The 24779-nt window shown below is 66.6% G+C and carries 23 protein-coding genes and 1 pseudogene; 13 read left to right on the top strand and 11 right to left on the bottom strand.

The features are described 5' to 3' along the window. Window positions 1-14 precede the first annotated feature (14 nt). The 5 genes from AC0IZS_RS12230 to hisN all read right to left on the bottom strand — a co-directional run bounded on the left by AC0IZS_RS12230 (window position 15) and on the right by hisN (window position 4877). Window positions 15-890 (bottom strand): ABC transporter permease, encoded by an 876-nt coding sequence (locus AC0IZS_RS12230; protein WP_471635859.1) that lies wholly within the window; start codon window positions 888-890, stop codon window positions 15-17. Next, window positions 887-1909: an ABC transporter ATP-binding protein gene (locus AC0IZS_RS12225; protein WP_471635858.1), complete on the bottom strand. Its 1023-nt coding sequence runs from the start codon at window positions 1907-1909 to the stop codon at window positions 887-889. The genes AC0IZS_RS12230 and AC0IZS_RS12225 overlap by 4 nt, the downstream gene beginning before the upstream one ends. A gap of 8 nt (window positions 1910-1917) precedes the next feature. Next, window positions 1918-2958 (bottom strand): ABC transporter substrate-binding protein, encoded by a 1041-nt coding sequence (locus AC0IZS_RS12220; protein WP_471635857.1) that lies wholly within the window; start codon window positions 2956-2958, stop codon window positions 1918-1920. 58 nt (window positions 2959-3016) lie between these two features. Then, window positions 3017-3943 carry a TauD/TfdA dioxygenase family protein gene (locus AC0IZS_RS12215; protein ID WP_471635856.1) on the bottom strand — a complete coding sequence of 309 codons (927 nt, stop codon included), beginning with the start codon at window positions 3941-3943 and terminating at the stop codon, window positions 3017-3019. 130 nt (window positions 3944-4073) lie between these two features. Then, window positions 4074-4877, bottom strand: coding sequence for a histidinol-phosphatase (gene hisN / locus AC0IZS_RS12210; RefSeq protein ID WP_471635855.1), 804 nt, complete (start codon window positions 4875-4877; stop codon window positions 4074-4076). Window positions 4878-5093: 216 nt separating this feature from the next. Here hisN and AC0IZS_RS12205 point away from each other — a divergent pair, with 216 nt between their 5' ends. From AC0IZS_RS12205 to AC0IZS_RS12155, 11 genes and pseudogenes are all read left to right on the top strand, one after another. Then, window positions 5094-6119 (top strand): ABC transporter substrate-binding protein, encoded by a 1026-nt coding sequence (locus tag AC0IZS_RS12205; protein WP_471635854.1) that lies wholly within the window; start codon window positions 5094-5096, stop codon window positions 6117-6119. A gap of 51 nt (window positions 6120-6170) precedes the next feature. After that, on the top strand, window positions 6171-7169 hold the full coding sequence (locus tag AC0IZS_RS12200) for an ABC transporter ATP-binding protein (protein ID WP_471635853.1): 999 nt from the start codon (window positions 6171-6173) through the stop codon (window positions 7167-7169). Between the two features lie 20 nt (window positions 7170-7189). After that, entirely contained in the window at window positions 7190-8815 is a 1626-nt protein-coding gene (locus tag AC0IZS_RS12195; RefSeq protein WP_471635852.1) for an ABC transporter permease subunit, read from the top strand. Window positions 8816-8843: 28 nt separating this feature from the next. Continuing rightward, window positions 8844-9620 carry a DeoR/GlpR family DNA-binding transcription regulator gene (locus AC0IZS_RS12190; protein WP_471635851.1) on the top strand — a complete coding sequence of 259 codons (777 nt, stop codon included), beginning with the start codon at window positions 8844-8846 and terminating at the stop codon, window positions 9618-9620. A gap of 23 nt (window positions 9621-9643) precedes the next feature. Continuing rightward, entirely contained in the window at window positions 9644-11044 is a 1401-nt protein-coding gene (locus AC0IZS_RS12185) for an ethanolamine ammonia-lyase subunit EutB (RefSeq protein ID WP_471635850.1), read from the top strand. Then, complete coding sequence (gene eutC / locus AC0IZS_RS12180; protein WP_471635849.1) at window positions 11041-11850, top strand: ethanolamine ammonia-lyase subunit EutC; 810 nt, start codon at window positions 11041-11043, stop codon at window positions 11848-11850. Before AC0IZS_RS12185 ends, eutC begins: the two co-directional genes overlap by 4 nt. Window positions 11851-12013: 163 nt before the next feature. Further along, complete coding sequence (locus tag AC0IZS_RS12175) at window positions 12014-12973, top strand: TauD/TfdA dioxygenase family protein (RefSeq protein ID WP_471635848.1); 960 nt, start codon at window positions 12014-12016, stop codon at window positions 12971-12973. Window positions 12974-12991: 18 nt separating this feature from the next. Beyond that, window positions 12992-14323 carry an ABC transporter substrate-binding protein gene (locus AC0IZS_RS12170; RefSeq protein WP_471635847.1) on the top strand — a complete coding sequence of 444 codons (1332 nt, stop codon included), beginning with the start codon at window positions 12992-12994 and terminating at the stop codon, window positions 14321-14323. Window positions 14324-14333: 10 nt separating this feature from the next. After that, window positions 14334-15249, top strand: a pseudogene (locus AC0IZS_RS12165) (carbohydrate ABC transporter permease). Continuing rightward, window positions 15236-16135 (top strand): carbohydrate ABC transporter permease, encoded by a 900-nt coding sequence (locus AC0IZS_RS12160; protein ID WP_471635846.1) that lies wholly within the window; start codon window positions 15236-15238, stop codon window positions 16133-16135. The pseudogene AC0IZS_RS12165 and the gene AC0IZS_RS12160 overlap by 14 nt, the downstream one beginning before the upstream one ends. Window positions 16136-16140: 5 nt before the next feature. Next, window positions 16141-17214, top strand: a complete 1074-nt coding sequence (locus AC0IZS_RS12155; RefSeq protein WP_471635845.1) for an ABC transporter ATP-binding protein — start codon at window positions 16141-16143, stop codon at window positions 17212-17214. 9 nt (window positions 17215-17223) lie between these two features. Here AC0IZS_RS12155 and AC0IZS_RS12150 read toward each other — a convergent pair whose 3' ends face one another. Beyond that, window positions 17224-18339 carry a class I SAM-dependent methyltransferase gene (locus tag AC0IZS_RS12150; RefSeq protein ID WP_471635844.1) on the bottom strand — a complete coding sequence of 372 codons (1116 nt, stop codon included), beginning with the start codon at window positions 18337-18339 and terminating at the stop codon, window positions 17224-17226. A gap of 8 nt (window positions 18340-18347) precedes the next feature. On the opposite strand from AC0IZS_RS12150, the gene AC0IZS_RS12145 reads away from it, so the two are divergent. Continuing rightward, the gene (locus AC0IZS_RS12145) at window positions 18348-19136 is read left to right on the top strand and encodes an SDR family oxidoreductase (RefSeq protein ID WP_471635843.1); all 789 of its coding nucleotides are present in this window, start codon (window positions 18348-18350) and stop codon (window positions 19134-19136) included. A 28-nt stretch (window positions 19137-19164) separates the two neighbouring features. Next, the gene (locus AC0IZS_RS12140) at window positions 19165-19542 is read left to right on the top strand and encodes a dihydroneopterin aldolase (protein WP_471635842.1); all 378 of its coding nucleotides are present in this window, start codon (window positions 19165-19167) and stop codon (window positions 19540-19542) included. Between the two features lie 284 nt (window positions 19543-19826). Here AC0IZS_RS12140 and AC0IZS_RS12135 read toward each other — a convergent pair whose 3' ends face one another. From AC0IZS_RS12135 to AC0IZS_RS12115, 5 genes are all read right to left on the bottom strand, one after another. Then, on the bottom strand, window positions 19827-20777 hold the full coding sequence (locus AC0IZS_RS12135; protein WP_471635841.1) for an NAD-dependent epimerase/dehydratase family protein: 951 nt from the start codon (window positions 20775-20777) through the stop codon (window positions 19827-19829). After that, window positions 20774-21760, bottom strand: coding sequence for a fumarylacetoacetate hydrolase family protein (locus AC0IZS_RS12130; protein WP_471635840.1), 987 nt, complete (start codon window positions 21758-21760; stop codon window positions 20774-20776). The genes AC0IZS_RS12135 and AC0IZS_RS12130 overlap by 4 nt, the downstream gene beginning before the upstream one ends. 19 nt (window positions 21761-21779) lie before the next feature. Further along, window positions 21780-22556: an SDR family NAD(P)-dependent oxidoreductase gene (locus AC0IZS_RS12125; protein WP_471635839.1), complete on the bottom strand. Its 777-nt coding sequence runs from the start codon at window positions 22554-22556 to the stop codon at window positions 21780-21782. 12 nt (window positions 22557-22568) lie between these two features. Further along, on the bottom strand, window positions 22569-23555 hold the full coding sequence (locus tag AC0IZS_RS12120; RefSeq protein WP_471635838.1) for a Bug family tripartite tricarboxylate transporter substrate binding protein: 987 nt from the start codon (window positions 23553-23555) through the stop codon (window positions 22569-22571). Between the two features lie 264 nt (window positions 23556-23819). After that, the gene (locus tag AC0IZS_RS12115) at window positions 23820-24764 is read right to left on the bottom strand and encodes a helix-turn-helix domain-containing protein (RefSeq protein WP_471635837.1); all 945 of its coding nucleotides are present in this window, start codon (window positions 24762-24764) and stop codon (window positions 23820-23822) included. Window positions 24765-24779: the final 15 nt, after the last annotated feature.

The raw sequence follows: 24779 nt of genomic DNA, 5'->3' as shown, positions 1-24779 counted from the left end.
GGCTGGCGCTAACTTCAGCGCTGTACACCCCAGCGGCGCACGGTCAGGCGTTCGAGCGTATGAAAGCCCAGGCTCTCCACCGCCAGGCCGATCAGGATCACCAGCACCAGGCCCGCAAACACCTTGTCGGTATAGAGCTCGTTGCGGTTCTGGAAGATATACCAGCCCAGCCCTCCCTTGCCCGACGACGCGCCGAACACCAGCTCGGCCGCGATCAGCGTGCGCCAGGCAAAGGCCCAGCCGATCTTCAGGCCCGACAGGATGGACGGCAGCGCAGCCGGCACCAGGATCTGCAGCACGTAACGGATGCCGGTGAGGCCATAGTTGCGCCCGGCCATGCGCAGCGTTTCGGGCACGGACTGGAAGCCCGCGTAGGTGTTGAGCGCCAGCGGCCACAGCACCGAGTGGATCAGCACGAACACCAGGCTGCCCTGCCCCAGGCCGAACCACAGCAGCGCCAGCGGCAGCAATGCGATGGCCGGCAGCGGGTTGAACATGGAGGTCAGCGTGGACAGCAGGTCGCGCCCGAACTGCGTGGACACGGCCAGCGTGGTGAGCACGAAGGCCCCGAAGATGCCTGCGAGGTAGCCCTTGAGCAGCACCGACAGCGAGATCGCCGTCTTGGCGATCAGCTCGCCCGAGGCCAGCCCCTCCACCAGCGCCTTGGCGGTCTGCAAAAAGGTGGGGAGCAGCAGGTCGTTGTCCTGCCAGCGCGCCACCACCTCCCACAGCACGGCCAGCACCGCCAGGATCACCAGCTTGCGCAGCCAGGCTTGCTGCCAGATGCGCGCGGCCAGGGGCAGGGGTTGCACGGGCGCGATGCAGCCCAGCGGCTCCAGGCTGCGCTCGAACTCGGGGCGCACGGGAGGTGTCAGCAGGGAGGCGCTCATACGGAAATCTGGAAAGGCAGCGAACCCGCAGGCCGCGGTGGGGGGATGAGCGGCACGCCATCGCGGCGGCCTGGCGCCAGGGCTTCGGCGTCGGCCTGCACCGAGCCCGGCACGGCACCGGCGGCGGGTTCGTCGAACAGCAGGCGGTGGATGCGCTGCGCCGTGGCCTGGAACTCCGCTCCGCCCAGGCTGTGCAGCCCGAACTGGTGGCTGTTGAGCTCGGCGCGCAGCCGCCCCGGATGCGGCGAGAGGATGGCGATGCGGTTGCCCACCACCAGCGCCTCTTCGATGGAATGGGTGACGAAGATCAGCGTGAAGCGAAACTCGTCCCACAGCGAAAGCAACTCCTCCTGCATGCGCCGGCGCGTGAGGGCGTCGAGCGCGGCAAAAGGCTCGTCCATCAGCAGCACCTGGGGCTGCATGGCCAGCGCGCGCGCAATGGCCACGCGCTGCTTCATGCCACCCGACAGCTGGTGCGGATGCACGTCGGCAAACTTTGTCAGCCCCACATTGTCGATGTAGAGCGCCGCGCGCTCGGCGGCTTCCCTGCGGCCCACGCTGCGTGAGGCCAGGAGCGGGAACATCACGTTGTCACGCACCGTCTTCCAGGGCGGCAACTGGTCGAACTCCTGGAACACCACCACCCGGTCGGGCCCGGGCCGCGTGACGGCGCGGCCGTTCAGCAGGATCTGCCCTTCGCTCGGTGCGATGAAACCGGCAATCGACTTGAGCAAGGTGGACTTGCCGCAGCCCGAGGCACCGAGCAGCACGAAGCGGTCGCCCGCATGCACGTCGAAGCCCACGCGGTGCGTGGCGCGCACCACGCGCTCGCGCGTGCGGTAGTCGATGCTCACGCCCTGCACCTGCAGCAGGGCGGCAGCATGATTGGCTGGCACCGCAGAAGTGTCACCACCAGCGGCTGGAGCACCCAGGGCCCGCGCCTCGTCGTCCTGCAGCGCCGCACGCTCGCTCTGCAGCGGCGGCGAGAAGGGGCCCATGCGGATGGTGTGCTCGCCCATGCCGAAGCTCAGTTGCCCGACGCCGTGAGGGCGTCTTCAAAGAAATAGTCCTTGAGCGCGGTCGGCTGGTTCTTGATGGCGCCCACGCGGTGCAGGAACTGGCCCATGCCCAACGTGTTCTCCGGGCGCACCTTGAACTGCACCTCGGGGTTCTGGATGATCTTGAGCAGCAGCGCGCGGTCGGTGTTGCCACCAGTCACCTTGAGGTAGATGTCGGCCGCTTTCTCGGGGTTGGCGGCGACGAACTTCGCGGCTTCGTCGAGTGCATCGACGAAGGCCTTGTAGGTCTTGGGGCTCTCGCTGCGGTATTTCTCGGTGGCATAGAGCACGGTGGCCGATGCCGGGCCGCCCAGCACGTCATACGAGTTGAGCACGATCTTCGCCTTGGGGTTGCCGGCCAGTTCCTGCTCCTGGAAGGGCGGGTTGCCGAAGTGGCCCGTGATCTCGGTGCCGCCCTTGATGATGGCCGCCGCCGCATCGGGGTGCGGCAGGGCCACCTGGTTCTTGTCCAGGCGGTTGAACTCCTTGTCGCCCCAGAGCTTGGCCGAGGCCATCTGCAGCACGCGCGACTGCACCGACACACCGACGGCCGGCAGCGCGATGCGGTCCTTGTCGGTGAAGTCCGCAATGGTCTTCACGGCCGGGTTGTTGCTCACCAGGTAGTACGGGAAGTTGCCCAGCGAGGCCACGCCCTTGACATTCTGGCGGCCCTTGGTACGGTCCCACAGCGTGAACAGCGGGCCCACGCCGGCACCGGCGATGTCGATGTTGCCTGACAGCAGCGCATCGTTGACGGCCGAGCCACCCGAGAGCTGCAAGAACTCGACCTTGATGTCCACACCCGCGGCCTTGCCGTGCTTTTCGATGAGCTTGTTCTCCTGCGCCACGTTGAGCAGCAGGTAGACGATGCCGAACTGCTGCGCAATGCGCAGCTGGCCCTCGGCCGCGTGGACGCTGGTGGTCAAGCCCAACCCTCCAGCCAGCAGCCCGGCAGTGGCCAGGGCGGCGATGGTTTTGCGCACGATGCGGCGGCGGGTGGTCTGGAACATGGTCAAGGAGTCCTGTGCGGTCAAGAAAAAGGAAGGGGGCAAAACTGAGAGGGGCCGATCAGAACGGGCGATCACCCTCGATCGTTGTCCGATACAGCTTGCGGCGCTCGGTATCTGGCGTCCCCGCAGCCAGGTGCGTGACGGAGCGGTTGTCCCAGAACACCAGGTCGTGCGGCTGCCACGGGTGGCGGTAGGTGAATTCGGGGCGCACACTGGCGGCGAACAGCTCGGCCAGCAGGGCCTGGCTCTCGTCTTCGGGCAGGCCGACGATGCGCGTGGTGAAATGCTCGCTCACGAACAGCGCCTTGCGGCCGGTTTCGGGATGCGTGCGCACCACGGGGTGGATGGAAGGCGCCACCTCGTCGATCTGCGCCTGGGTGAGCTTCGGGCGCCAGGGGCTGCGGGCGCGCAGTTCCTCGTACTTGGCCAGGTAGCTGTGCTCCGCCTGCAGCGGCGCGACACGTGCCTTGAGCGCCTCGGGCAGGGCATCGTAGGCGGCATGCTGGTCGGCGAACAAGGTGTCGCCGCCCTCGCCTGGCAGTTCCTGCGCGTGCAGCAGCGAGCCCAGGCTGGGTTTGTTCTTGTACGACAGGTCCGAATGCCAGTAGTGGCCCGCATCGCCCAGGCCGATGGGCTGGCCAGCGGCGTCCTTGATGTTGGAGACGATCAGGATTTCGGGATGGTCCGCAAGCTGGAAATTCTTGAGCACGTGGATCTGCAGCGGCCCGAACAGGCGGCTGAAATCGATGTGCTGGCGCGGCGTGATGCACTGGTCGCGGAACACCAGCACATGGTGGTCCAGGTGCGCGCGGTGGATGCGAGCGAAGTCCTCGCGGCCCAGCGGGCGCGACAGGTCCAGACCCAGCACCTCGGCGCCCAGCGGGCCAGCGGAGCCGGCCACGGTGCGGATCGCCAGACCTTGCGGCGGCGCATCGCCGGTGACGGCGGACGGGGGATGGGAAGCGGGTGACAGAACGGCCGACATGGGAACCTCGTGGGGAATCTGGGCATATGTGCCCCTGATGCCTTCACTCTAGGTCGCGCCGCTTATTCTGGGAACGAATGTTTTCTCAGTTATTAACAACCAAAACAGCTAAACAACTTGTCAGGCGGGCTCATACCCCTGACAGATGCTCCAGGGCCAGCGCATGGAGCGCCTGCGTCGCTGCGGCCACCACCCTGCCATCCGACTCCACGGTGAGCGCACGTCCCTGCCAGTCGGTGATGCAGCCACCCGCCCCCTCGACCAGGCACACCAGCGCGAGGTAGTCGTAGGGCTGCAGGCCGGCCTCGACCACCAAGTCCACATGCCCGGCCGCGAGTTGGGCGTACGCATAGCAGTCGCCCCCGAACCGCCGCAGCGCGCATGCACGGCTCAGCACATCGAAGCGGCGCCATTCGTCGGCCGCGAAGGCATCGGGCGAGGTGGTGTAGATGCGCGCCAGCGCCAGTGCCTGGCAGCTGCTTGCGCGCACCGTGTGGCCGTTGCATTGCGTGCCCTCACCGGCCACGCCCAGCCAGCGCTCGCCCAGCGCCGGCATGTCCATCAGGCCCAGCAGCGGCCGGCCCTGATGCAACAAGGCCACCAGCGTGCCCCACAGCGGGGAGCCGGTGATGAAGCTCTTGGTGCCGTCGATAGGGTCGATCACCCACAGATGGGGCGCCTCCAGCCGCTCGCGGCCATGCTCCTCGCCCAGGATGCCGTGGTCCGGGCACTGCGCGTTCAGCACGGCACGCATGGCGGCCTCGGTTTCGCGGTCGGCCACGGTCACAGGGCTTTCATCCGACTTGGTGAGCACATCCAGCGGCGTGCGGAAGTAGCGCATCGACGGGGCGCGCGCCGCATCTGCCATCGCCAGCGCGATGGGCACGAACGAGACTCCGCCGAGGACGGCAGGGGAAGGGGTGGTGCTGTTCATGGGAGTCGGCCGGTCAGGGCAATGGAGGTTGGACGGAGCCCATCGACGGACCTCCGCACGCAGCGCAAAGGATCCATCGGTTGGCATATTTAGTGCTTGTGTATTTTCGTGCAAAAACAATAATTAGCACAAGTGCAATAAAACGCACAAACATGGTGAGAGTCCTGCGGCTCTGCCGCCCCAACTTCTTGCAACGCACCGTTCTGGAGAAAATTCATGCTGACCCACTCCCCCGCTCTTTCGGCCTTGCGGTTTCTTGCGCTGTGCGGCGTGCTCGCTGGCGGCCTGCCCGCAGTGCATGCAGGCACCGTCACGGCCTACACGGCCCTTGAAGAGGACGAAATCAAGGAATACGTCGCTGCCGCCAGGAAGGACATGCCCGACGTGGACGTGAAGGTGCTGCGCCTGTCCACAGGCGACCTGGGTGCGCGCATCCTGGCCGAGGCCAGCAACCCGCAGCACGACGTGATCTGGGGCTGGGCACTGACCAACACATTGGACCCACGCATCACTGCGCTGCTGGAGCCCTACACCGCCAAAGGCAGTGACAAGCTCGCCGCCAAGGACAAGGCGGCCGACGGCAAGTGGTTCACCACCACCGGCTACATGGCCGCCTTTTGCGTGAACACCGAAGTGCTCAAGGCCAAGAACCTGCCCATGCCCCAGTCGTGGAAGGACCTGACCAACCCGGTCTACAAGGGCGAGGTGGTCATGCCCAACCCGGTGTCGTCGGGCACGGGCTACCTGCAGATCGCGGCGCTGCTGCAGTCCAAGGGCACGGATGAAGGCTGGAAGTTCCTCAAGGCGCTGGACGGCAACGTGGCCCAGTACATCAAGTCGGGCTCGCGCCCCTGCAAGGCCGCGCGGGCGGGCGAGTTCGCCATCGGCACCTCGCTGGCGTTCGCGGCCATGCAGTCGGTGGAAGAAGGCTTTCCGCTGAAGATGGTCATCCCGACCGACGGGGCGGGCTACGAGCTCGAGGCCTCGGGCCTCATGGCGGCCTCGAAGAACAAGGCCGACGCCAAGCGCTTTCTCGACTGGACGCTGTCGCCCAGTGCCGCAGCGCTGTACACCAAGTACAAGGAAATCGTGACCATCCCCGGCGCGCCCCAATCCAAGGCGGCCAAGGCAGCCGGCCTGCCGGCGGACCTGTCCAAGACCCTGTACCCGATGGATTTCGCCAAGTCTGCCAAGGACCGCGACACGATTCTCTCGACCTGGCAAAAGACCATCGGCCGCTGAACGCGCACCGTTTCGACGACCACCCCAGAACCAGAAGGCACGCGCACCACCATGTCCCTGCAGATCAACGACCTGCACAAGAGTTTCGAGGGCCAGGTGGCGCTCGAACGCATCACGCTCACTGTGGGCAGCGCCGAGTTCGTCTGCCTGCTGGGCCCCAGCGGCTGCGGCAAGACCACGCTGCTGCGCATCGTCGCCGGGCTGCTGCCGGCGGACGGTGGCGCCATCACGCTGGGTGGTCGCAACCTGGCCACGCTGCCAGCGCGCGAGCGCGGCTTTGGCATCGTGTTCCAGTCGTACTCCCTGTTCCCGCACATGACCGTGGCACAGAACGTGGGCTACGGCCTGGCCATCCGCAACACGCCTGCAGCAGCCACCCAGGCGCGGGTGGCCGAACTCCTGGACATGGTGGGCCTGGCCGACTTCGTCGGGCGCTACCCGGCGCAGCTGTCGGGTGGCCAGCAGCAGCGCGTGGCGATTGCGCGCGCGCTGGCGGTGAACCCCTTGCTGCTGCTGCTCGACGAGCCCCTGTCGGCGCTGGACGCACGCGTGCGCGCCGACCTGCGCCATGAGTTGCGCGAAGTGCAGCGGCGCCTGGGTATCCCGACCATCATGGTCACCCACGACCAGGAGGAAGCCATGGCCATGGCCGACCGCGTGGTCTGCATGCACCAGGGCCGCATCGAGCAGGCCGGTACGCCGCGCGAGCTGTACCTGCGCCCGCGCACCCGCTTCGTGGCCAATTTCATGGGGCACAGCAACCTGCTCACCCCAGCGCAGGCGCAGACACTGCAGCCAGCACTACCTGGCTCGGCACCCGATGGCATGGCCCTGCTGTGCGTGCGGCCCGAGCGCCTGCGCATCGAGGCGCGTGCCGACGCACCCGGGCGCGTGCTCGGCACCACCTTCCTGGGCAGCATCCAGCGCATACAGGTGCGCTGGCACGAACTCGACCTGCTGGTGGAAACCAGCAGCGCCCAGCCGCTTCAACCCGGCGATGCCGTGGCCCTGGGCCTGAACGCCGACGACTGTGCCTGGGTGCAGGCATGAGCAGCGCCGCCCTGCCCCCCATGAGTGCAGGCGAACGCTGGCTGCTGCGCGCCTGCCTGTGGCTGCCGCTGGCGGCGCTGGTGCTGTTCTTCGGCATTCCCATGCTGTCCATCGCCTGGCGCAGCGCCATGCAGGACAGCGGCGGCATCGGCTGGGGCAACTACGCCGCGCTGCTGGACACGCCGGGCGTGTGGCGCGCCCTGTCCAACAGCCTGCTGCTGGGTGCGGTGACCACGGCCGTCACCTTGCTGCTGGCCTTCGTGGTGGCCTACGGGATGGAGCGCACCTGCATGCCGGGGCGCAATTTCGTGGGCATGGCACTGGCCTTGCCCATGCTGGCCCCTTCGCTGGTGCTGGGCCTGGGGCTGATCTTCCTGCTCGGGCGCAACGGCATCGTGGGCAAGATGCTCGGTGTGCGGCCCGATATCTACGGCTTCTGGGGCCTGCTGATTGCCGACGTGCTGTACGCTCTGCCCCAGGCGGTGCTGATCGTGCGCACGGCCCTGCGCCAGGGCGACGCGCGCCAGTACGATGCCGCCGAGGTGCTGGGTGCCACGCCGTGGCGCCAGTTCCGCGACATCACGCTGCCGCAGGCGCGCTACGGCCTGCTGAGCGCAGCCTTCGTGGTCTTCACCATCACCATCACCGATTTCGGCAACGCCGTGGTGATCGGTGGCAACTTCCCCGTGCTGGCCACCGAGATCTACAACCAGGTCAGCGGGCAGATGAAGTTCGGCATGGGGGCGGTGGTGGGCCTGCTGCTGCTGGCGCCTGCGGCGCTGTCGATCTTCATCGAGCGCTTTGCGGCCCGGCGCGCCGGCGCCGGGGCCGAGTCGGCCCTGCCGGCCACACCCACACGCCGGGCAGGCCGCGACACCGCGTTCTTCTTTGCCAACCTGGTTATTGCCGGTTCCATCGTGGCCGTGGTGGCCACGGTGGTACTGGCCAGCTTCATCCGCCTGTGGCCCTACCGGCTGGACCTTTCGCTCAAGCACTACGACATCACCATTGCGGGCGGCTATGCGCCGCTGTGGACCTCGCTCTGGGTATCGGCCCTGGCCGCCATCATCGGCACCGCCCTGCTGTTCCTGCTGTGCTTTGGCATACGCCGCCTGCCGGGGCCTGCAGCACGCGCCGCCACGCTGCTCTCGGCCCTGCCGGTGGGCGTGCCAGGGCTGGTGCTGGGCCTGGCCTACGTATTCACCTTCAACGCGGGCGGCATGCCCTGGGGCCTCTTGTACGGCACGGCCATTCTGCTCGCGCTGTGCAATTACTATCACTACCACACGCAGGGCTTCGTGACCATGATGACCGGCATGCGCAACGTGCCCGCCACGCTGGAAGACGCCACCACCGTGCTGGGCGGCGGCACCTGGCGCGTGCTGCGCGATGTGGTGCTGCCGGCCCTCATGCCCACGCTGCTGGCGGTGCTGGTGTTCCTGTTCATGCGCTCCATGGTGACCCTGTCGGCCGTGATCTTCCTGATCACCCCGTCGCTGCCCATGGGGGCGGTCACGGTGATGCGGCTGGACGAGGCCGGCTTCACCTCGCAGGCAGCGGCGTTCTCGACCTGCATCATGGCAGTGGTGGGATCGCTGGCACTGGCACTGCACCTGCTGGCGCGCAAGCGCCGGCCCACCGCATGACGAACACACCCGACAGGACCTGAAGGACATGCTGCAGGAAGAACGATTCATACGCATCCGCACGCTGCTGTCGACGCTGTCGCGCGTGAGCACCGAGCGCATCGCGCAGGAGCTCGATGTATCGCGCGAGACCGTGCGCCGCGACATCGTCGAGCTGGAGGCCCAGGGCGTGCTGCGCCGCGTGCACGGCGGTGTCGTGGCCCCCGGCCCCGAGCCCGAGCCGCCGCTGTCGGTGCGCCAGGCCGTGCATGAGCGCGAGAAGCGCGCCATCGCCCGCGCCGCGCTGCAGCAGCTGCAGCCTGGGCAGACGCTGTTCCTGGATGCCGGCAGCACCACCACCATCCTGGCCGAGGAGCTGTCGGCCCTGTCCGGGATGACGGTGGTGACGAATGGGCTCAATGTGGCACTGCGGCTGGCCGGGGCCGATGCAGGACGGACGGCGCGCAACGAGGTGATCCTGCTGGGTGGGCGTACCGATCCCGGGGTGCAGGCCACCCATGGCGACACCACGGTGGCAGAGATCCACCGCTACCGCGCCGATGTGGCGCTGCTCTCGCCCGTGGGCATCCACGGCCAGCACGGCGCCACCAGCTTCGAGCACCGCGAGGCCGCAGTGGCGCGCGCCATGGCGGGGCAGGCGCAGCGCCTCATTGTGCTGGCCGACCACAGCAAGATCGGCCAGGCCAGCCGCGTGGTGTACGCCGGCCTGGCCGACATCGACACCATCATCACGGATGCGGGTGCGCGCGCCCTGCCCGCCCTGTCGGCCTTGCAGGCGGCGGGCAGCCACGTCATCATTGCCTGACCCCCAACCGCCCTTACTCGACCATGCACGCGCCGGCCCCCTACCACCACACCGTGAGCGGCACCCGCTGGCTGTTTGGCGACCTGCGCGAACTGATGGCCAAAGCCACGCCAGCGCGGTCCGGGGACGCATTGGCCGGCATCGCGGCCGGCTCGGCAGTGGAGCGCATGGCCGCGCGCATGTGCCTGGCCGACGTGCCGCTGGCGCGCTTCCTGAGCGAAGCACTGGTGCCCTATGAGAGCGACGAGGTCACCCGCCTCATCATCGACACGCACGACGCGGCGGCCTTTGCCCCCGTGGCCCACCTGACCGTGGGCGGGCTGCGCGACTGGCTGCTGGCGGCCGACAGCACGGCGCTTTCGGCCCTGGCACCGGGCCTTACCCCCGAAATGGCGGCCGCCGTGAGCAAGCTCATGCGCAACCAGGACCTGGTGGCCGTGGCGCGCAACTGCCGGGTGGTCACGCGCTTTCGCAACACCATCGGCCTGCCGGGCCACCTGGCCGTGCGCCTGCAGCCCAACCACCCGACCGACGACCTGCGCGGCATCGCGGCGTCGATGGTCGACGGCCTGCTCTACGGTGCGGGCGACGCGGTGATCGGCATCAACCCGGCCACGGACAGCATCGCCGCCCTCACCGGCCTGGTGCACATGCTGGACGAGGTCATCACCAAGTTGCAGATACCCACGCAATCGTGTGTGCTGACCCACGTGACCAACACCGTGCAGATGATCGAGCAGGGCGCGCCGGTGGACCTGGTGTTCCAGTCCATCGCCGGCACCGAGAAGGCCAACGCCGGCTTTGGCGTCCACCTGGCGCTGCTGCGAGAGGCGCGCGAGGCGGCCCTGTCCCTCAAGCGCGGCACGCTGGGCGACAACGTGATGTATTTCGAGACCGGCCAGGGCAGTGCCCTGTCGGCCAACGCCCACCACGGCGTGGACCAGCAGACCTGCGAGGCGCGGGCCTACGGCGTGGCACGCGCGTTCTCGCCCCTGCTCACCAACACGGTGGTAGGCTTCATCGGGCCGGAGTACCTGTACGACGGCAAGCAGATCATCCGCGCCGGGCTGGAAGACCATTTCTGCGGCAAGCTGCTGGGCGTGCCGCTGGGGTGCGACGTCTGCTACACCAACCATGCCGAGGCCGACTCGGACGACATGGACACGCTGATGACGCTGCTGGGCGTAGCGGGCCTGACCTTCATCATGGGCGTTCCCGGGGCCGACGACATCATGCTCAACTACCAGAGCACCTCGTTCCACGACGCGCTGTACCTGCGCGAGGTGCTGGGCCTCCAACGCGCGCCCGAGTTCGAGGCCTGGCTGCAGCGCATGCAGCTGGCCGACGGCGCGGGGCGGCTGCTGCCCGCCGCACAACAGCAGACCGCCATCGCGCAGCTGCGGCAGATCGGTATGCGGGCATGAGCGATTCAACGCCCTTCACCAGCCCGCCGCCCGACCCCTGGGGCGACCTGCGCGTCCATACTGCCGCGCGGCTGGCCTTGGGCCGCGCGGGCACGGCCATCCCCACGCGCGAACTGCTCGACTTCGGCCTGGCCCATGCCCAGGCGCGCGATGCCGTGCACCTGCCGCTCGACGCCGACGCGCTGGCGGTGCAGCTCACCGGGCTGGGCTGCACCACGCTGCGCGTGGCCAGCGCCGCGCCCGACCGCGCCACCTACCTGCTGCGCCCCGACCTGGGCCGGCGCCTGGGCGATGCCGATGCGCAGCGGCTGCGCGCTCAGGCAGACGGCGATGGGGCCAGTTGCGACCTGCTGCTGGTGGTGGCCGACGGCCTGTCGGCCCTGGCCACCGAGCGCAATGCCGTGCCGCTGGTGCAGGCCATCGTGGGCACGGCACCGCCGGGCTGGCGCATGGGCCCGGTGGTGATCGCCACCCAGGCGCGCGTGGCGCTGGGCGACGAGGTGGGAGCGCTGCTGGGGGCGCGCATGGTGGCGGTGCTGATCGGCGAACGCCCGGGCCTGAGCTCGCCCGACAGCCTGGGCATCTACCTCACCTGGCACCCGCAAACAGGCCGCAGCGATGCCGAGCGCAACTGCATCTCCAACGTGCGGCCCGAGGGCCTGGCACCGGCCGCTGCGGCGGCGCGCCTGTGGTGGCTGTGCGCCGAGGCGCGGCGCCTGGGGCTCACGGGCATCGGCCTCAAGGACCGCAGCGATGCGCTTACCTTGCAGGCCGGACCGACGGCGGGCACGCTGGCCACGGACTGAAGGCCCCCGCAGCGCAGGCATTGCGCTGAGCCTGCCGCTCCCTACTTTTTCTGCTTTCGATATTGCCGAATGTTCGGGTAGCTTGGATATCGGTTTTCATTGCTTCGCAGACACGGCCTGCATCCGCAGAATCCAGCGCTCCCCCCACAGCTGGAGCCTGCCCGTGAGCGAAACACCGTCCCAATCCAACATCGATACCTCCATTGGCGACCTGCGCATCCGCCGCGTGGCGGGCAGCCTGGGCGGTGAAGTCCTTGGCCTGAAGCTGTCGGGCGAGCTGGACGATGCGACCGTTGCCCATCTCACGGCCGCGCTGGTGCGCCACAAGGTGCTGTTCTTTCGCGGCCAGACGCACCTCACCGATGCCAGCCACCAGGCCTTCGGCGCCCGGCTGGGCAAGACCGTGGCCCACCCCACGGTGCCCTCGCCCACGGGCACCCGCATCTTCGAGCTCGACGCCTCCAAGGGTGGCGGGCGTGCCGACTCGTGGCACACCGACGTGACCTTTCTCGATGCCTTCCCCAAGTACGGCATCCTGCGCGGCGTGAAGATCCCGGCCTATGGTGGTGACACGGTATGGGCCAACACGGCCGCCGCCTATGCCCGCCTGCCCGACGACCTCAAGCGCCTGGCCGACGGCCTGTGGGCCGTGCACAGCAACGACTACGACTACGGCGCCGAGCGCGTGGTGGTCGAGGAGGAGCGCCTGAACCACCACCGCAAGGTCTTCGTGTCGGCGGTGTACGAGGCCGAGCACCCCGTGGTGCATGTGCATCCGGTGTCGGGCGAGCGCGCGCTGCTGCTGGGGCACTTCGTCAAGAAGATCGCAGGTTTTTCGAGCACCGAATCGGCGCGCATTTTCGAAATTTTGCAGAACCGCGTGGTCCGCCTGGAGAACACCGTGCGCTGGCAATGGCAGCAGGACGACGTGGCGATCTGGGACAACCGCGCCACGCAGCATTTCGCCATCAACGACTACGGCAACCAGGCACGCCTGGTGCGGCGGGTCACCGTGCACGGCGAGCCGGCCGTGGGCGTGGACGGCCGCAGGAGCCGCACCCGCACTCGTCCCGAAGCCACCAACGACGCGCAGATCGACAGCGTCATCACCACCACGGCCTGACGCCACGGAGCCATTGCCATGACCCAACGACGCCAACTGCTCCAGGCCGCATCGGCCCTGGGCGCCACCGCCCTGCTGCCCGGCTTCGCCCATGCCCAGAGCGGCGCCAGGAAGTTCCAGGGCCTGACCCTGAACGTCTCGACCTTCAGCGCCGCCTATCCCAAGCTGCTGCAGCAGTACCTGCCCGAGTTCGAGGCGCTCACGGGGGCCAAGGTGAACTTCGACGCGCCCTCGTTCCCGGTCTACAACCAGCGTGCCGACCTGGAGCTGTCCACCAAGGGCTCGGCCTACGACGTGGTCAACGTGACCTTCATCTACTCGAGCCGCTGGATCAACTCGGGCTGGCTCACGCCGCTCGACGACTTCATCAAGAACCCCAACCTCACGCTCGCCGACTGGGATGTGAACGACTTCCTGCCCGGTGCCCGTGCGCCCGAGACCGGCAAGGACGGCAAGCTCTACGGCATTCCATGGACGGCGGAGGCGCTGCTGTCTGCCTCGTCGCGCTTCGACCTCGTGCAACAGGCCGGCCTGGCCTACCCCGACACCACGGACGACCTGGTGAAGGTGCTGCGCGCCGTGAACAAGAAGGAGCGCGTGGCCGGCTTCGTCTCCGACAGCCACTACGGCTGGACCTTCGTGCCCTACCTGCACGCCTTTGGTGGCGACGTGTTCCGCAAGGCTCCCGACGACCTGTACCCCACGCTCGACACGCCCGAAGCGATTGCCGCAGCCGAGTACTACGCCAGCCTGCTGCGCGAGTTCGGGCCCGACGGTGCCATCACCTACACGCCCGACCAGGTGACCCAGGCGCTCAAGCTCGGCCGCGTGAACTTCACCGACGCCGGCCAGTTGCACCTGGCGCAACTGGGCGATGCAGCCACCAGCAAGACCATCAAGACGCTGAAGTTCGGCCAGGTGCCCAAGGGGCCTGCCGGCCGCTTCCCGGGCACGGCCGTGCATGGCCTGGGCATTCCGACGGGTTCGAAGAACAAGGAGGCCGCCTGGGCCTTCATCCAGTGGGCGCTGTCCAAGCAGACCACGCGCAAGGCGGTGGCGGCAGGCTACGGCTCACCGGCCCGCCGCTCGGACATCGACTCCAAGGAGTTTCGCGCCAAGCAGATCATCAACGGCAACGACCTGGCCCAGCTGGCACTGGACTCGATCGAGCTGGCCTCCAAGACCGGGCACATGAAGTACCGCACGGTGTCTGTCTACCCACAGGTGGACCAGCAGCTCAACAAGGCGATCGCGCTGATCGCCTCGGGCCAGACCAGCGCCAGACAGGCGCTGCAGCAGGCCCAGGCGCAGTCGATCACCGAGCTCAAGCGCGCAGGGCAGAACCTGTGACGGGCCAGCCGTGAGCACCCTGACCGCGCAAGCCGGCCTGGGCTGGGAGGCCGCGCGCCGGCGCGCCTTCCTTCTGGGGCCTGCTGCCCTCGCTGGCGGTGCTGCTGGTCATCACGCTGGTGCCCGCACTGGCGCTGCTGGTGGCCAGCTTCACGCCGCTGAGCCTGACGGATGCGGCAGCCACCTTCCACTTCAACGACCCGCTGGTCAACTACCGCCACCTGCTGGAGGACGAGCGCTTTTTGCGCTCCATCGCCACGCAGCTCAAGCTGTCGGTCTCCAGCGTGGCGCTGCAGCTGGCGGTGGGCCTGGGCCTGGCGCTGCTGCTGAACGGGCGCTCGAAGCTGCTGGGCGCCACGCGCACGGTGTTCCTGATCCCCATGGTGCTGCCGCCCATCGTGGTGGCGCTGATCTGGAAGATCATGTACACGCCCGACGTGAGCCCGCTGCACCGCGCACTCGACGCCGTGGGCCTGCCGGTGCGCTCGCTCATCGCCAACCCCGACACCGCCCTGTGGGCCATCTCCATCGCCGACACCTGGCAGTGGTTTCCATTCACCATGCTGATGGTGCTGGCCACCTTGCAGATGGTGCCCGATGACCCGCTGGAAGCCGCCAGCCTGGACGGCGCCAACCGCTGGCAGCTGTTCCGCTACATCGTCTTCCCCTACATCCGGCCGGTGCTGGTGGTATGCGGGCTGTTCCGGCTGATCGACAGCTTCAAGGCCTTTCCACTGATCTACGTGCTGACCGACGGAGGCCCCGGCACGGTGACCGAAGTGACCAACTACTACGGCTTCATCCAGGCCTTCAATTTCTCCTACTGGGGCTATGCCAGCGCCATCGCGATGGTGATGCTCGCAGGCGTGTTCGCGCTCAGCTGGCTGGTGGGCCGACTCGGATGGAACGACCATGACAAGCGCTGACGCCACCCTGCCCCTGCCGCTTCCGGCATCGCTCACGGCCCCCGCCGCTGCGCTGCCCGCTCCCACCACACAGCGCGCCGGCTGGCTGCGCCGCCATGCCCGGAGCCTGGTGGCCATCGCCTTGCTGCTGGTGGTGATGTTTCCCTTCCTGTGGCTGGTGCAGTTGGCCTTCAAGCCAAGTGCGGAGATCTTCGAGGACAGCCTGCTCTTCGTGCCCACGCTGGAAGGCTTTTGCAGCCTGCTGCAGGGCAACTTTCTCAAGTCGTTCTGGAACAGCCTGGCGGTGTCTACCCTGTCCACCGCGCTGTCGCTGCTGATCGGCGTGCCGGCGGCCTACGCGCTCACGCGCTGGCAGTTCAAGGGGCGGCGCCATGTGGCGCTGTGGATCCTGGTGACGCGCATGGCGCCGCCCATCGCCTTCACCATCCCCTTCTTCCTGGCCTACCGCTGGCTGGGCCTGCAGGACACGATTGCCGGCCTGGCCATCGTCTACCTCACGTTCAACCTGGCCATCGTGATCTGGCTCATGCAGACCTTCTTCGAGGCCGTGCCCACGGCCCTCGAAGAGGCGGCCTACATCGACGGCTGCGGCGTGTGGCAGGCCTTCTGGCGCATCACGTTGCCGCTGGCGTCGCCCGGGCTGGCGGCCACGGCCGTGCTGTGCTTCATCTTCTCGTGGAACGATTTCTTCTACGCCCTCATCCTCACGCGCACCAACGCCATCACCGCGCCCGTGGCCATCGTCAACTTCCTGCAGTACGAGGGCTGGGAGTGGACCAAGATCGCCGCCAGCGGCACGCTGGTGATGTTTCCGGTGGTGATCTTCACGGTGCTGGTGCGCACCTACCTCGTGCGCGGCCTCACGGCTGGCGGCGTGAAAGACTGACTGACATGGCCGCACTATCCCTCCACCAGATCGTCAAGCACTACGGCAGCACGCCGGTGATCCACGGCGTGGACATTGCCATCCAGGACGGCGAATTCGTCGCCCTGGTCGGCCCCTCGGGCTGCGGCAAGTCCACGCTGCTGCGCGCCATCGCGGGGCTCGAAGCCATCAGCGGCGGCGAGATCCGCCTGGGCGGACGCCTGGTCAACGACGTGGCGCCCAAGGACCGCAACATCGCCATGGTGTTCCAGAACTACGCGCTCTACCCGCACATGACGGTGGCGCAGAACCTGGGCTTCTCGCTCAAGCTGCAGGGCGAGGACAAGGCCCGGATCCAGCGGCGGGTGGATGAAGTGGCCGCCATCCTGGGCCTCGAAAAACTGCTGGGCCGCACACCACGCCAGCTCTCGGGCGGGCAGCGCCAGCGCGTGGCCATGGGCCGCGCCATCGTGCGCCAGCCCGATGCCTTTTTGTTCGACGAGCCGCTGTCCAACCTCGATGCCAAGCTGCGCGTGCAGGTGCGCACCGAGATCAAGGCCCTGCACCAGCGCCTGGGCACCACCACCGTGTACGTGACGCACGACCAGGTGGAGGCCATGACGCTGGCCGACCGCATCGTGGTGCTCAAGGACGGGGTGGTGGAGCAGGTAGGCGCGCCTTTGGAACTCTACGACCGGCCGGCCAATGCCTTCGTGGCGGGCTTCATCGGCTCGCCGGCGATGAACTTCATTCCCGGCCGGCTGCACCTGGACGGCGCGGCGCGCGTGGTGACCGACGATGGCCTGCACCTGCCGCTGGCCCAGGCCCCCCAGGGGCGCCACGGCGACAGCGTGCTCTACGGTGCGCGCCCCGAGCATTTCGCGCTGGAAGCCAGTGGCGACGGGCTTGCCGCCCAGGTCAGGGTGGTGGAGCCCACGGGTTCGGAAACCCAGGTCGCCGTGCGGCTCGCGGGTGGACACGACATCCTGGCGGCCTTTCGCGACCGCATCGATGTGCGACCGGGCGATGCGCTGTGGCTGCGGCCCGTGGCGGCACAGGCGCACCTGTTCGATGCCACAAGTGGTGCGCGCCTGAACTGAGCCGCCTTCTCAGAGACGGTGCGAACGGTCCCCTTGGGAAAAGCCCACGGGCTCCCAGGCCTCGCCAGCACCCAGGGCGATGACCTTGAACAGCTCGCCCATCTCGTGCTCCATGATGAGCTTGGCGGCGGTGGCGCGTTCCAGCGGCGGCAGCTCCACCATGCGCTGCGCCAGCCCGCAATTGATGAGGAAGTGCGCCTGCGTGGTGTAGCCAAGCACCTGCAGGCCGGCCTCCTGCGCGGCCAGTGCCATGGCAGTGAAGTTGACGTGGGCGGTGATGTCCTTGCGTCCCACCTCCACCAGCGGGTCGCTGTCGGACAGATGGCCCTGGTGGCACATCACGGTGCCCATGTGGCGTTGGGGGTGGTAGTACTCACTCTCGCCAAATCCGTAGTCCAGCAAAAAGGCCGCGCCGCGCTGCAGGCGGTCGGCCAGCATGCGGATGAAGCCCTCGCCCTGGGGGTGGATCTCGGTCAGGTAGTCCTGCGGGCCCTCCACCTCCACCGGTGGGCGCAGGTGGGTGGCCTGGTCGGCCCAGGTGAAAGCGCCTTCGTGCAGCGCCACGCCGCGCTCATGCCACACGCCCCCGTGTTGGCCTCCGTGGCGGGCCAGCAGCTTGACGGGCATGGCGTCGAGCACCTCGTTGCCCACCACCACGCCTTCGAAGCGCTCGGGCAGCGCATCGACCCACTGCACCTTGTGCGCGTGCGCTGCCAGCAGCGTCTGCTGGCGCGCGCGCAGGCTGCCCGACAGATCGACGATGGTGTAGCGCTGCACGCGGTTGCCCAGGGCATCGAGCAGCTGCAGCGCCAGCGCGCCCGAGCCGGCGCCGAACTCCCAGACATCGCTGGTGCCGGTGTGCTCGAAGGCCTCGCCCACCTGCACCGCCAGGGTCTGGCCGAACAGCGGCGTGAGCTCGGGCGCGGTCACGAAATCGCTGCCCGTTTCGGGCAGCAGGCCGAACTTGGCGGAGTCGTTGGCGTAATAGCCCAGGCCGGGCGTGTACAGGGCCAGGGCCATGAACTGGTCGAAGCCGATCCAGCCGCCAGCGGCGGCAATGGCATCGGCAATGTGCGCCGTGAGGGCGGTCGTTAAACTGTCGGGTGTTTTCTTCACGGCCCGCATTGTCCTCCATGCCCTCTTCTCCCCGTCCCCGTACCGTGCTCGTCACCGGCGCCGCCAGGCGCCTGGGCCGCAGCATTGCGCTGGCGCTGGCGGCCGGCGGCTGGCAGGTGGCCGTGCACTACCGCAGTTCGGAGCAGGATGCCATCGACACGGCAGCAGAGTGCGCACGCCTGTGCTCGGGCCAGAGCGCGCATTTCGACGGCGACTTCGATGACGAGGCCGCCGTGCGCGCCTTGGTGCCGCGCGTGGTGGAGCGCTTCGGCGCGCTCGATGCCGTGGTCAACAACGCCTCGCTGTTCGAGCACGACAACGCCGCCACGCTGGGCTTTGCCAGCCTGGAGAAGCACCTGCGCAGCAATGCCGGCGCCCCGGTGCTGCTGGCCCAGGCCCTGCACGAGCACCTGCAGGCCCGCACGGCAGCCGGCGAGGCCGATGCGCAGGGCGCGGTGGTCAATCTGCTCGACCAGAAGCTGTGGAACCAGAACCCCGACTTCATGAGCTACACGCTGTCCAAGGCGGCACTGGAAGCTGCCGGCACCATGCTGGCGCTGGCGCTGGCGCCGCGCGTGCGCGTGGTGGGCGTGGCCCCGGGCCTCACGCTCACGAGCCACATGCTCAGCGACGAGAAATTCGCCCAGCTGCACGCCCTGAGCCCGCTCGGCCGCTCTTCCACCCCCGAAGACGTGGCCGCCACCGTGCGCTTTGCGCTGGAGAACCGCTCCATCACCGGCACCACGCTGATGGTGGACGGCGGCCAGCACCTGATGAAATTCGAGCGCGACTTCTCGTTGATGTGAGCCCCCACCCGCTTACGCAGGAAACCCCATGACGACCACCCTTGCCACAGGCACCCAGATCCTCAAGCTCAGCGGTTTGCGCTTCGACGCCAACCTGGGCATCCTCTCGCACGAGAAGACCGCCCCCCAACCCATCCAGGTGGACGCCGAACTGAGCCTGGGCGCCCAGCCGCTGTCGCCGCGCGACGACGACATCCTGCATGTGCTGGACTACCGCAAGGTGCGCCAGATCATCATCGACGAGTGCCGCGCCGAGCATGTGAACCTGCTCGAAAGCCTGATTGGCAAGCTCGCCAACCGGCTCATGCAGCTGCCCGGCGTGCTGGGCGTGCGCGTGAAGATCGCCAAGCTGGAGATCTTCGACGACTGCGAAGTGGCAATCCGAATCGAGACCGGGCAGTGGTGAGGACCGTTGTCGAAAACAATGGAAGGTGAAGGTCGGCAATTGAAGCTGGAATCAGTCTCCATATAAATCAACGAGTTACAGTGCCTGCACAAACTATGTGAAATGGAATGCAAGGCACTGCCCAATTCCCCAAACTCCCCAGACGGCGGGTCGAGATCCGGACTTGGCAGCAGCGCCAGAAGCTGCGCCCCGGCCAGTTCGGCTGAGATTGTCAGGTTGATCGAGACTCCGAGAACTGGAAACTCATTCCTGCAGCGCAATACTGCAAGAATCGTCTGGTGCCGCTAACTGGAACTCATGGCACGTTGCACCAGACGTGACAGGTCTCCGTCGTGGCGGAGGCCGACTGCGTCGGCCAATGGCGTACGCAGTGGAGGCGAAGATCCAAAGAGGCGCTCAATCAGTGGATTGGGCTCGTACTGCACAAGATGCGCCACAGGGCGGTCCAACGCCTTTTCCAGGCCAGCCACAACCTGCTCAATGCTCAGACGAAGCACTGGCATCTGATAGCAACGTTGGGCACTCCACGTTGACGAATCCATCGCGGCGACATGCAGCAAGTTATCGACGCATGCCCCCACCGACATCCACCAGCAGGTTGCGACTGGTGAGACGGGAAGCTTGATGGGCTCGCCATTCGCGAGGCGCCAGAAGATCTGGCTCATGAAGGACGACATCAGCCCCTCGCCATCACCAGGTCGCGCCACGACGCCTGGCAGCCTGAGAGAGCAGCCATCCACCCACCCACGGCGGCTTGCGTCAGCAAGCAGGATCTCGCACGCCAGCTTGTGCGCACCATAGGTCAATGCCGGCGCCGGCGGTGCGTCCTCATCCATCGACTCAGGCAGCTGCTCGCCATATACCGCCACCGAGCTCGCGTAGACAAAACGCGGCGGCCGCGCCAGTGTTCTGCAGTTGTCGAGCAAAGCAAGCGTGGCGTCCAGGTTGACCTGGCGTCCGAGCTCAGGGTCTCGCTCGGCGGCGCCACCAGGTACGCTTGATAGGTGGAACATGACCTCCGGTGCTTCTCGAAGCGCTTCCAACCGCACAGCCTGTTCATGAACACTGCCGACAACACGCCGAACACGCGAGTCCGCTGCTGCCGTGCCTGGGAACGCAATATCGACCGCAGTGAGGCGAGAGACTGGTTGTCCCCCAAGCCCTTCATCCAACAGCCGGCGTATCAACACCTGCGCAATGAAGCCTTCGCTTCCAGTCACCAGAACGTGGCTCACCGGGAGAACTCCACGACCCGCTGATCGATCTCTCCGAATGGCCCTGCCGTGCCGTCTTCGAATCTGGCCACCATCTGCACCCGGTCGCCAAACTGCATGAAGCCGGTTTTCGCCTGCCCATGGTCAATCATCTCAATCACGCGCCGCTCTGCAATGCAGGCCGATCCCGCGCTTCTGTCGACGTTCGAAACGGTCCCCGACCCCACAATGGTTCCAGCGGACAGCCGTCGCGTGCGCGCGGCATGGGCGATGAGTTGACCAAAGCTGAAGTTCATCTCTCCACCGTGAGGCGCTCCAAAGCGCTCACCGTTCCATGCGACATGGAGACGCAACTGCACACGTCCATCGCGCCAGGCATCGCCCAGCTCATCCGGCGTGACGGCGATAGGGGCGAAGCTGCAGGAAGGCTTCGCTTGAAGAAACCCGAAGCCAGTGCGCATCTCGCGGGGACCGAGCGCGCGCAGGCTCCAATCGTTGATCTGCACGAGGAGCCGGATCGCTTGCTGGGCCTGCTCCGCAGTGGCTCCCATGCTGACGGGACCCACGATGACGCCGAACTCTCCCTCAAAGTCGACGCCATCCGCTTCGCTTGGGAGGGGCACATCCTGATGAGGTCCGAGGAAGTCGTCACTCGCTCCCTGGTACATGAGGGGAACAGTGTCTGAATCTGGAATGGGGGCGGTATTGAACGCACGCTCCATCAAGCGTCCATGGTTCAAGAACGCCGAGGCATCACACCACTGGGGAGACCGGGGCAGTGGGGCAGCGCACAGCGTGGGGTCGAAAGCAAACGCACTGGCGAGGTCTCCTGAATTGAGCTGCTCGTAAATGGCCTGCAGACGTGGTGAGCAACGGTCCCAGTTGCGCACTGCCTCGTGCAGATTCGCAGCCACCGCAGACGCGTCGGCAGCGTGCTGCAGGTCGCGCGAGACGACGATCAAACGCCCGTCTTCAGTGTCTGATTTGAAAGTTGCTAGTTTCATGATTGGTCGCCTTGGCTGTTCAATTTCCGTCGCTGATGGTTGTTCCACCGTCTACGACGAGGTTGTGTCCGGTGATGAAGCCGCCAGCCGCGCTGGCCAACATGACGGCCACGCCAGCGATCTCGTGCGGCTCCCCCACTCGGCGCAATGGGGTCAGCGACAGCCTGCGCTCTATAACCGCAGGGTTGTCGATGAATGAGGCCGACAGAGGCGTGCGAATCAAGCCTGGAGAGATGGAGTTCACGCGAACGCCGAGGGGGCCCCACTCCACGGCCAGATTGCGCGCCAGCTGTGCCAGCGCTGCCTTGGAGACTCCATACAGACCGATCTCTTTGTTCCCCCTCAAGCCTGCGATGCTCGACATCAAAATCACGCTGCTGCCGGGATGCAGGGCCATCTTGGGGACCAAAGCGGTCGTCAACTCCACGGATGCGCGAAGATTGAGATCGATGACGCGTTGCCAGTCTGCTGCGCAAGCCTGTCCGATCGGCCCTGCAGGGCCCTGCATCCCTGCGTTGCAGACCAGGACATCGACACGCCCATACAGGGCCAGTGCAGAGGTTGCGAGTGAAACGGCAGACTCGAACCTCGACAGATCGGCAGGTAAGTCGTGCGCTGTGCCGCCTGCGCGCCGAATGCGATCGGCCGTCTTGGCGCACAGCACCGGGTCCACATCGGACACAAGGACGGTTGCGCCATGCCCGCTCATCGCCTGAACGATGGCCAGGCCAAGACCACCGGTCGCGCCAGTGACCAGTACGACCTTCCCTTTGAGGTCGAACAGCGTCGAGTTCATTCGATCCGCCGCTTACTCAAGCACCACGCCCGCGCTTCGAATCACCGTTCCCCAGCGCTCAGTCTCCGTCTGGATGAAGCGCGCAAAATCAGCCGAACTTTGGGGAGCCGGGACCACCCCCAGATCGCCAAAGCGGCGCTTGATCTCGTCCGACTGCACCGCCTGCGCGACTGCGGCGTGCAGCGGCACCATGATCTCCGTCGGAGTACCCGCTCGAACCACGACGCCGGTCCAACCTGGGATGTTGAGCGCGGGATAACCAAGTTCCGACAGCGTCTGCACCTGGGGCAGCTTTTCCAAGCGCTTCTCGCTGCCAACCACTGCGAGGGCCCTGAGCTTGCCCTCCAGGACGTAGGGCATGCTGTTCGCCGTCACATCGAGCATCATGTCGATGTGGCCACCCATCAGGTCCTGCACGGCGGGCGCCGCCCCCTTGTAGGCCACGTGCTGGAACTTGCCCTTCGTCTCGCGCTTGAGCATCTCGACCCAAATGTGCGGCTGGCTCCCGATGCCGAAAGACCCGTACATCAGGCTCTTGTCGTCCTTGGCTGCCTTTGCAGCCTTGATAAGGTCGTCCAGCGTCTTGTAGGGGCTGTTGGCAGGCACGACCAGGATGAGCGAAGACGTGAGCAGGCGCGTCAGCGGCGCGAAGTCCTTGAGGGTATCGTAGCTGAGCTTCGGGTAGAGCGCCGCATTCATCGCAAACGGTCCGATGTCTCCGTAGAACAGAGTATGGCCATCTGCGGGTTGTTGCTTGACATAGGCCGCGGCAATCTGGGCACCAGCACCCGGGCGGTTGTCCACAATGACAGGCTGCTTCAGCGTCCCTGACACATGCTGAGTCAGCACCCGGGAAACCGCGTCGCCAAATCCGCCAGCAGGATAGGGAACGACCCAGGTGATCGCTTTGCGGGGAAATGTGGATGCAGGCTGCGCGAGCGCGTTGGTTGCAAATGGCAGTGCTACGGAAGACCGCAGAAGAGCACGTCGAGAAATCATGAATGTCCCCAAATGAAGTTCTTGTGCCGCCAGTCCGTCGCCCGTACATCGATGTCGGCCGAAAGTGGTGGCGCGCGAACCGGAGTATGGGAACTCCACCCTCTGAAACTGCCAAAATCTTGCGGGTTTTGTCTTAAACCTGCGGCTGCTTAGAGCGGATAACAAAACTCAGCGAAGCGGTGCTGGCTAGGCGCTGCGTCGCAGGCAGTACGAGTAGTACGACAAGACGCAGCAACGACGCCAGAAGAGTTTTGTTAGCCGCTCTTAATGGTCTCGGCGAAACTGCCCTGGGGTCGCGCCCCAGCGGCGCTTGAACGCCTGGGCAAAATGCGAGGCCGTAGAAAATCCGACCGCGGCGGCAATCTCCGCAACAGACTCCAGCGACTCGCTGAGCAACGTCTTCGCCCGATCCAGGCGGCGATTCAGCACGAACTGGTGAGGCGTCTCGCCGCTCGTCGCCTTGAAGCAGCGTGAGAAGTGAAAGACGCTCAGGCCAGTCGCTGCCGCCATGGCCTCCAACGGGACGGCTTCGTCCAATTGCGACTCCACAAGATCTGTGACCCGCTTCAGTTGCCGGGCCGAAAGGAGAGGGATCCGCCCTGTCTTCGGATCCGGCTCCCTGTAGTGCTCCAGGAGATGCACCGCGACGCTGGTAGCGATTCCTTCCGCAAACCGGGGCTGCATGGAACTGTTGTCGTCGAGCGAAAGCATCAGCATCTGTACCATCTGGCTCAGGAGCGAGTCCTTGGCCCCAAAGCAGCTGCGCAGTGTTGCGGGACGCCCTTCGCCCTCCTGTACGCGCTCAAGCCACAGAGGGGAGAGATCGAGATGGATATTGTCGCGGTCCAGCTCGGTGCGCCAGAAGCTTGGAGTGCGTTCGGGAAGCAGGACGATGTCGCCAGTGTTCCAGCGGCTGACATGTGTGGTGGACCCGTGGCGCTGCATGAGTCCGGTTGACGGACCGCGGCGCACGATGATGCAGTGCTTTCCCGCGGCAGGGATATACAGGTCGTCGTTGCCGGCGAGCTGGTGCCAAAGCGACATTCCATGCCAGGGGCGGCCCTTGCTGGAGCTACGAATCTGCTCCGATGGCACCGCATCCAGCGGCTCCTCCGTGTACGTGTGCTCCGCAACTCGCCACCGGCGCTCATCCAGTTCGACCACACCTGCCTGCGGGTGCATGCCACGATGCTTCATGTCGAACGTCATGGCTGCATTTTACGG

It is taken from the genome of Acidovorax sp. AC410, assembly GCF_979253235.1.
Note: the sequence above shows the minus strand (reverse complement) of the source record. Positions and strands in the feature narration are given on the sequence as shown.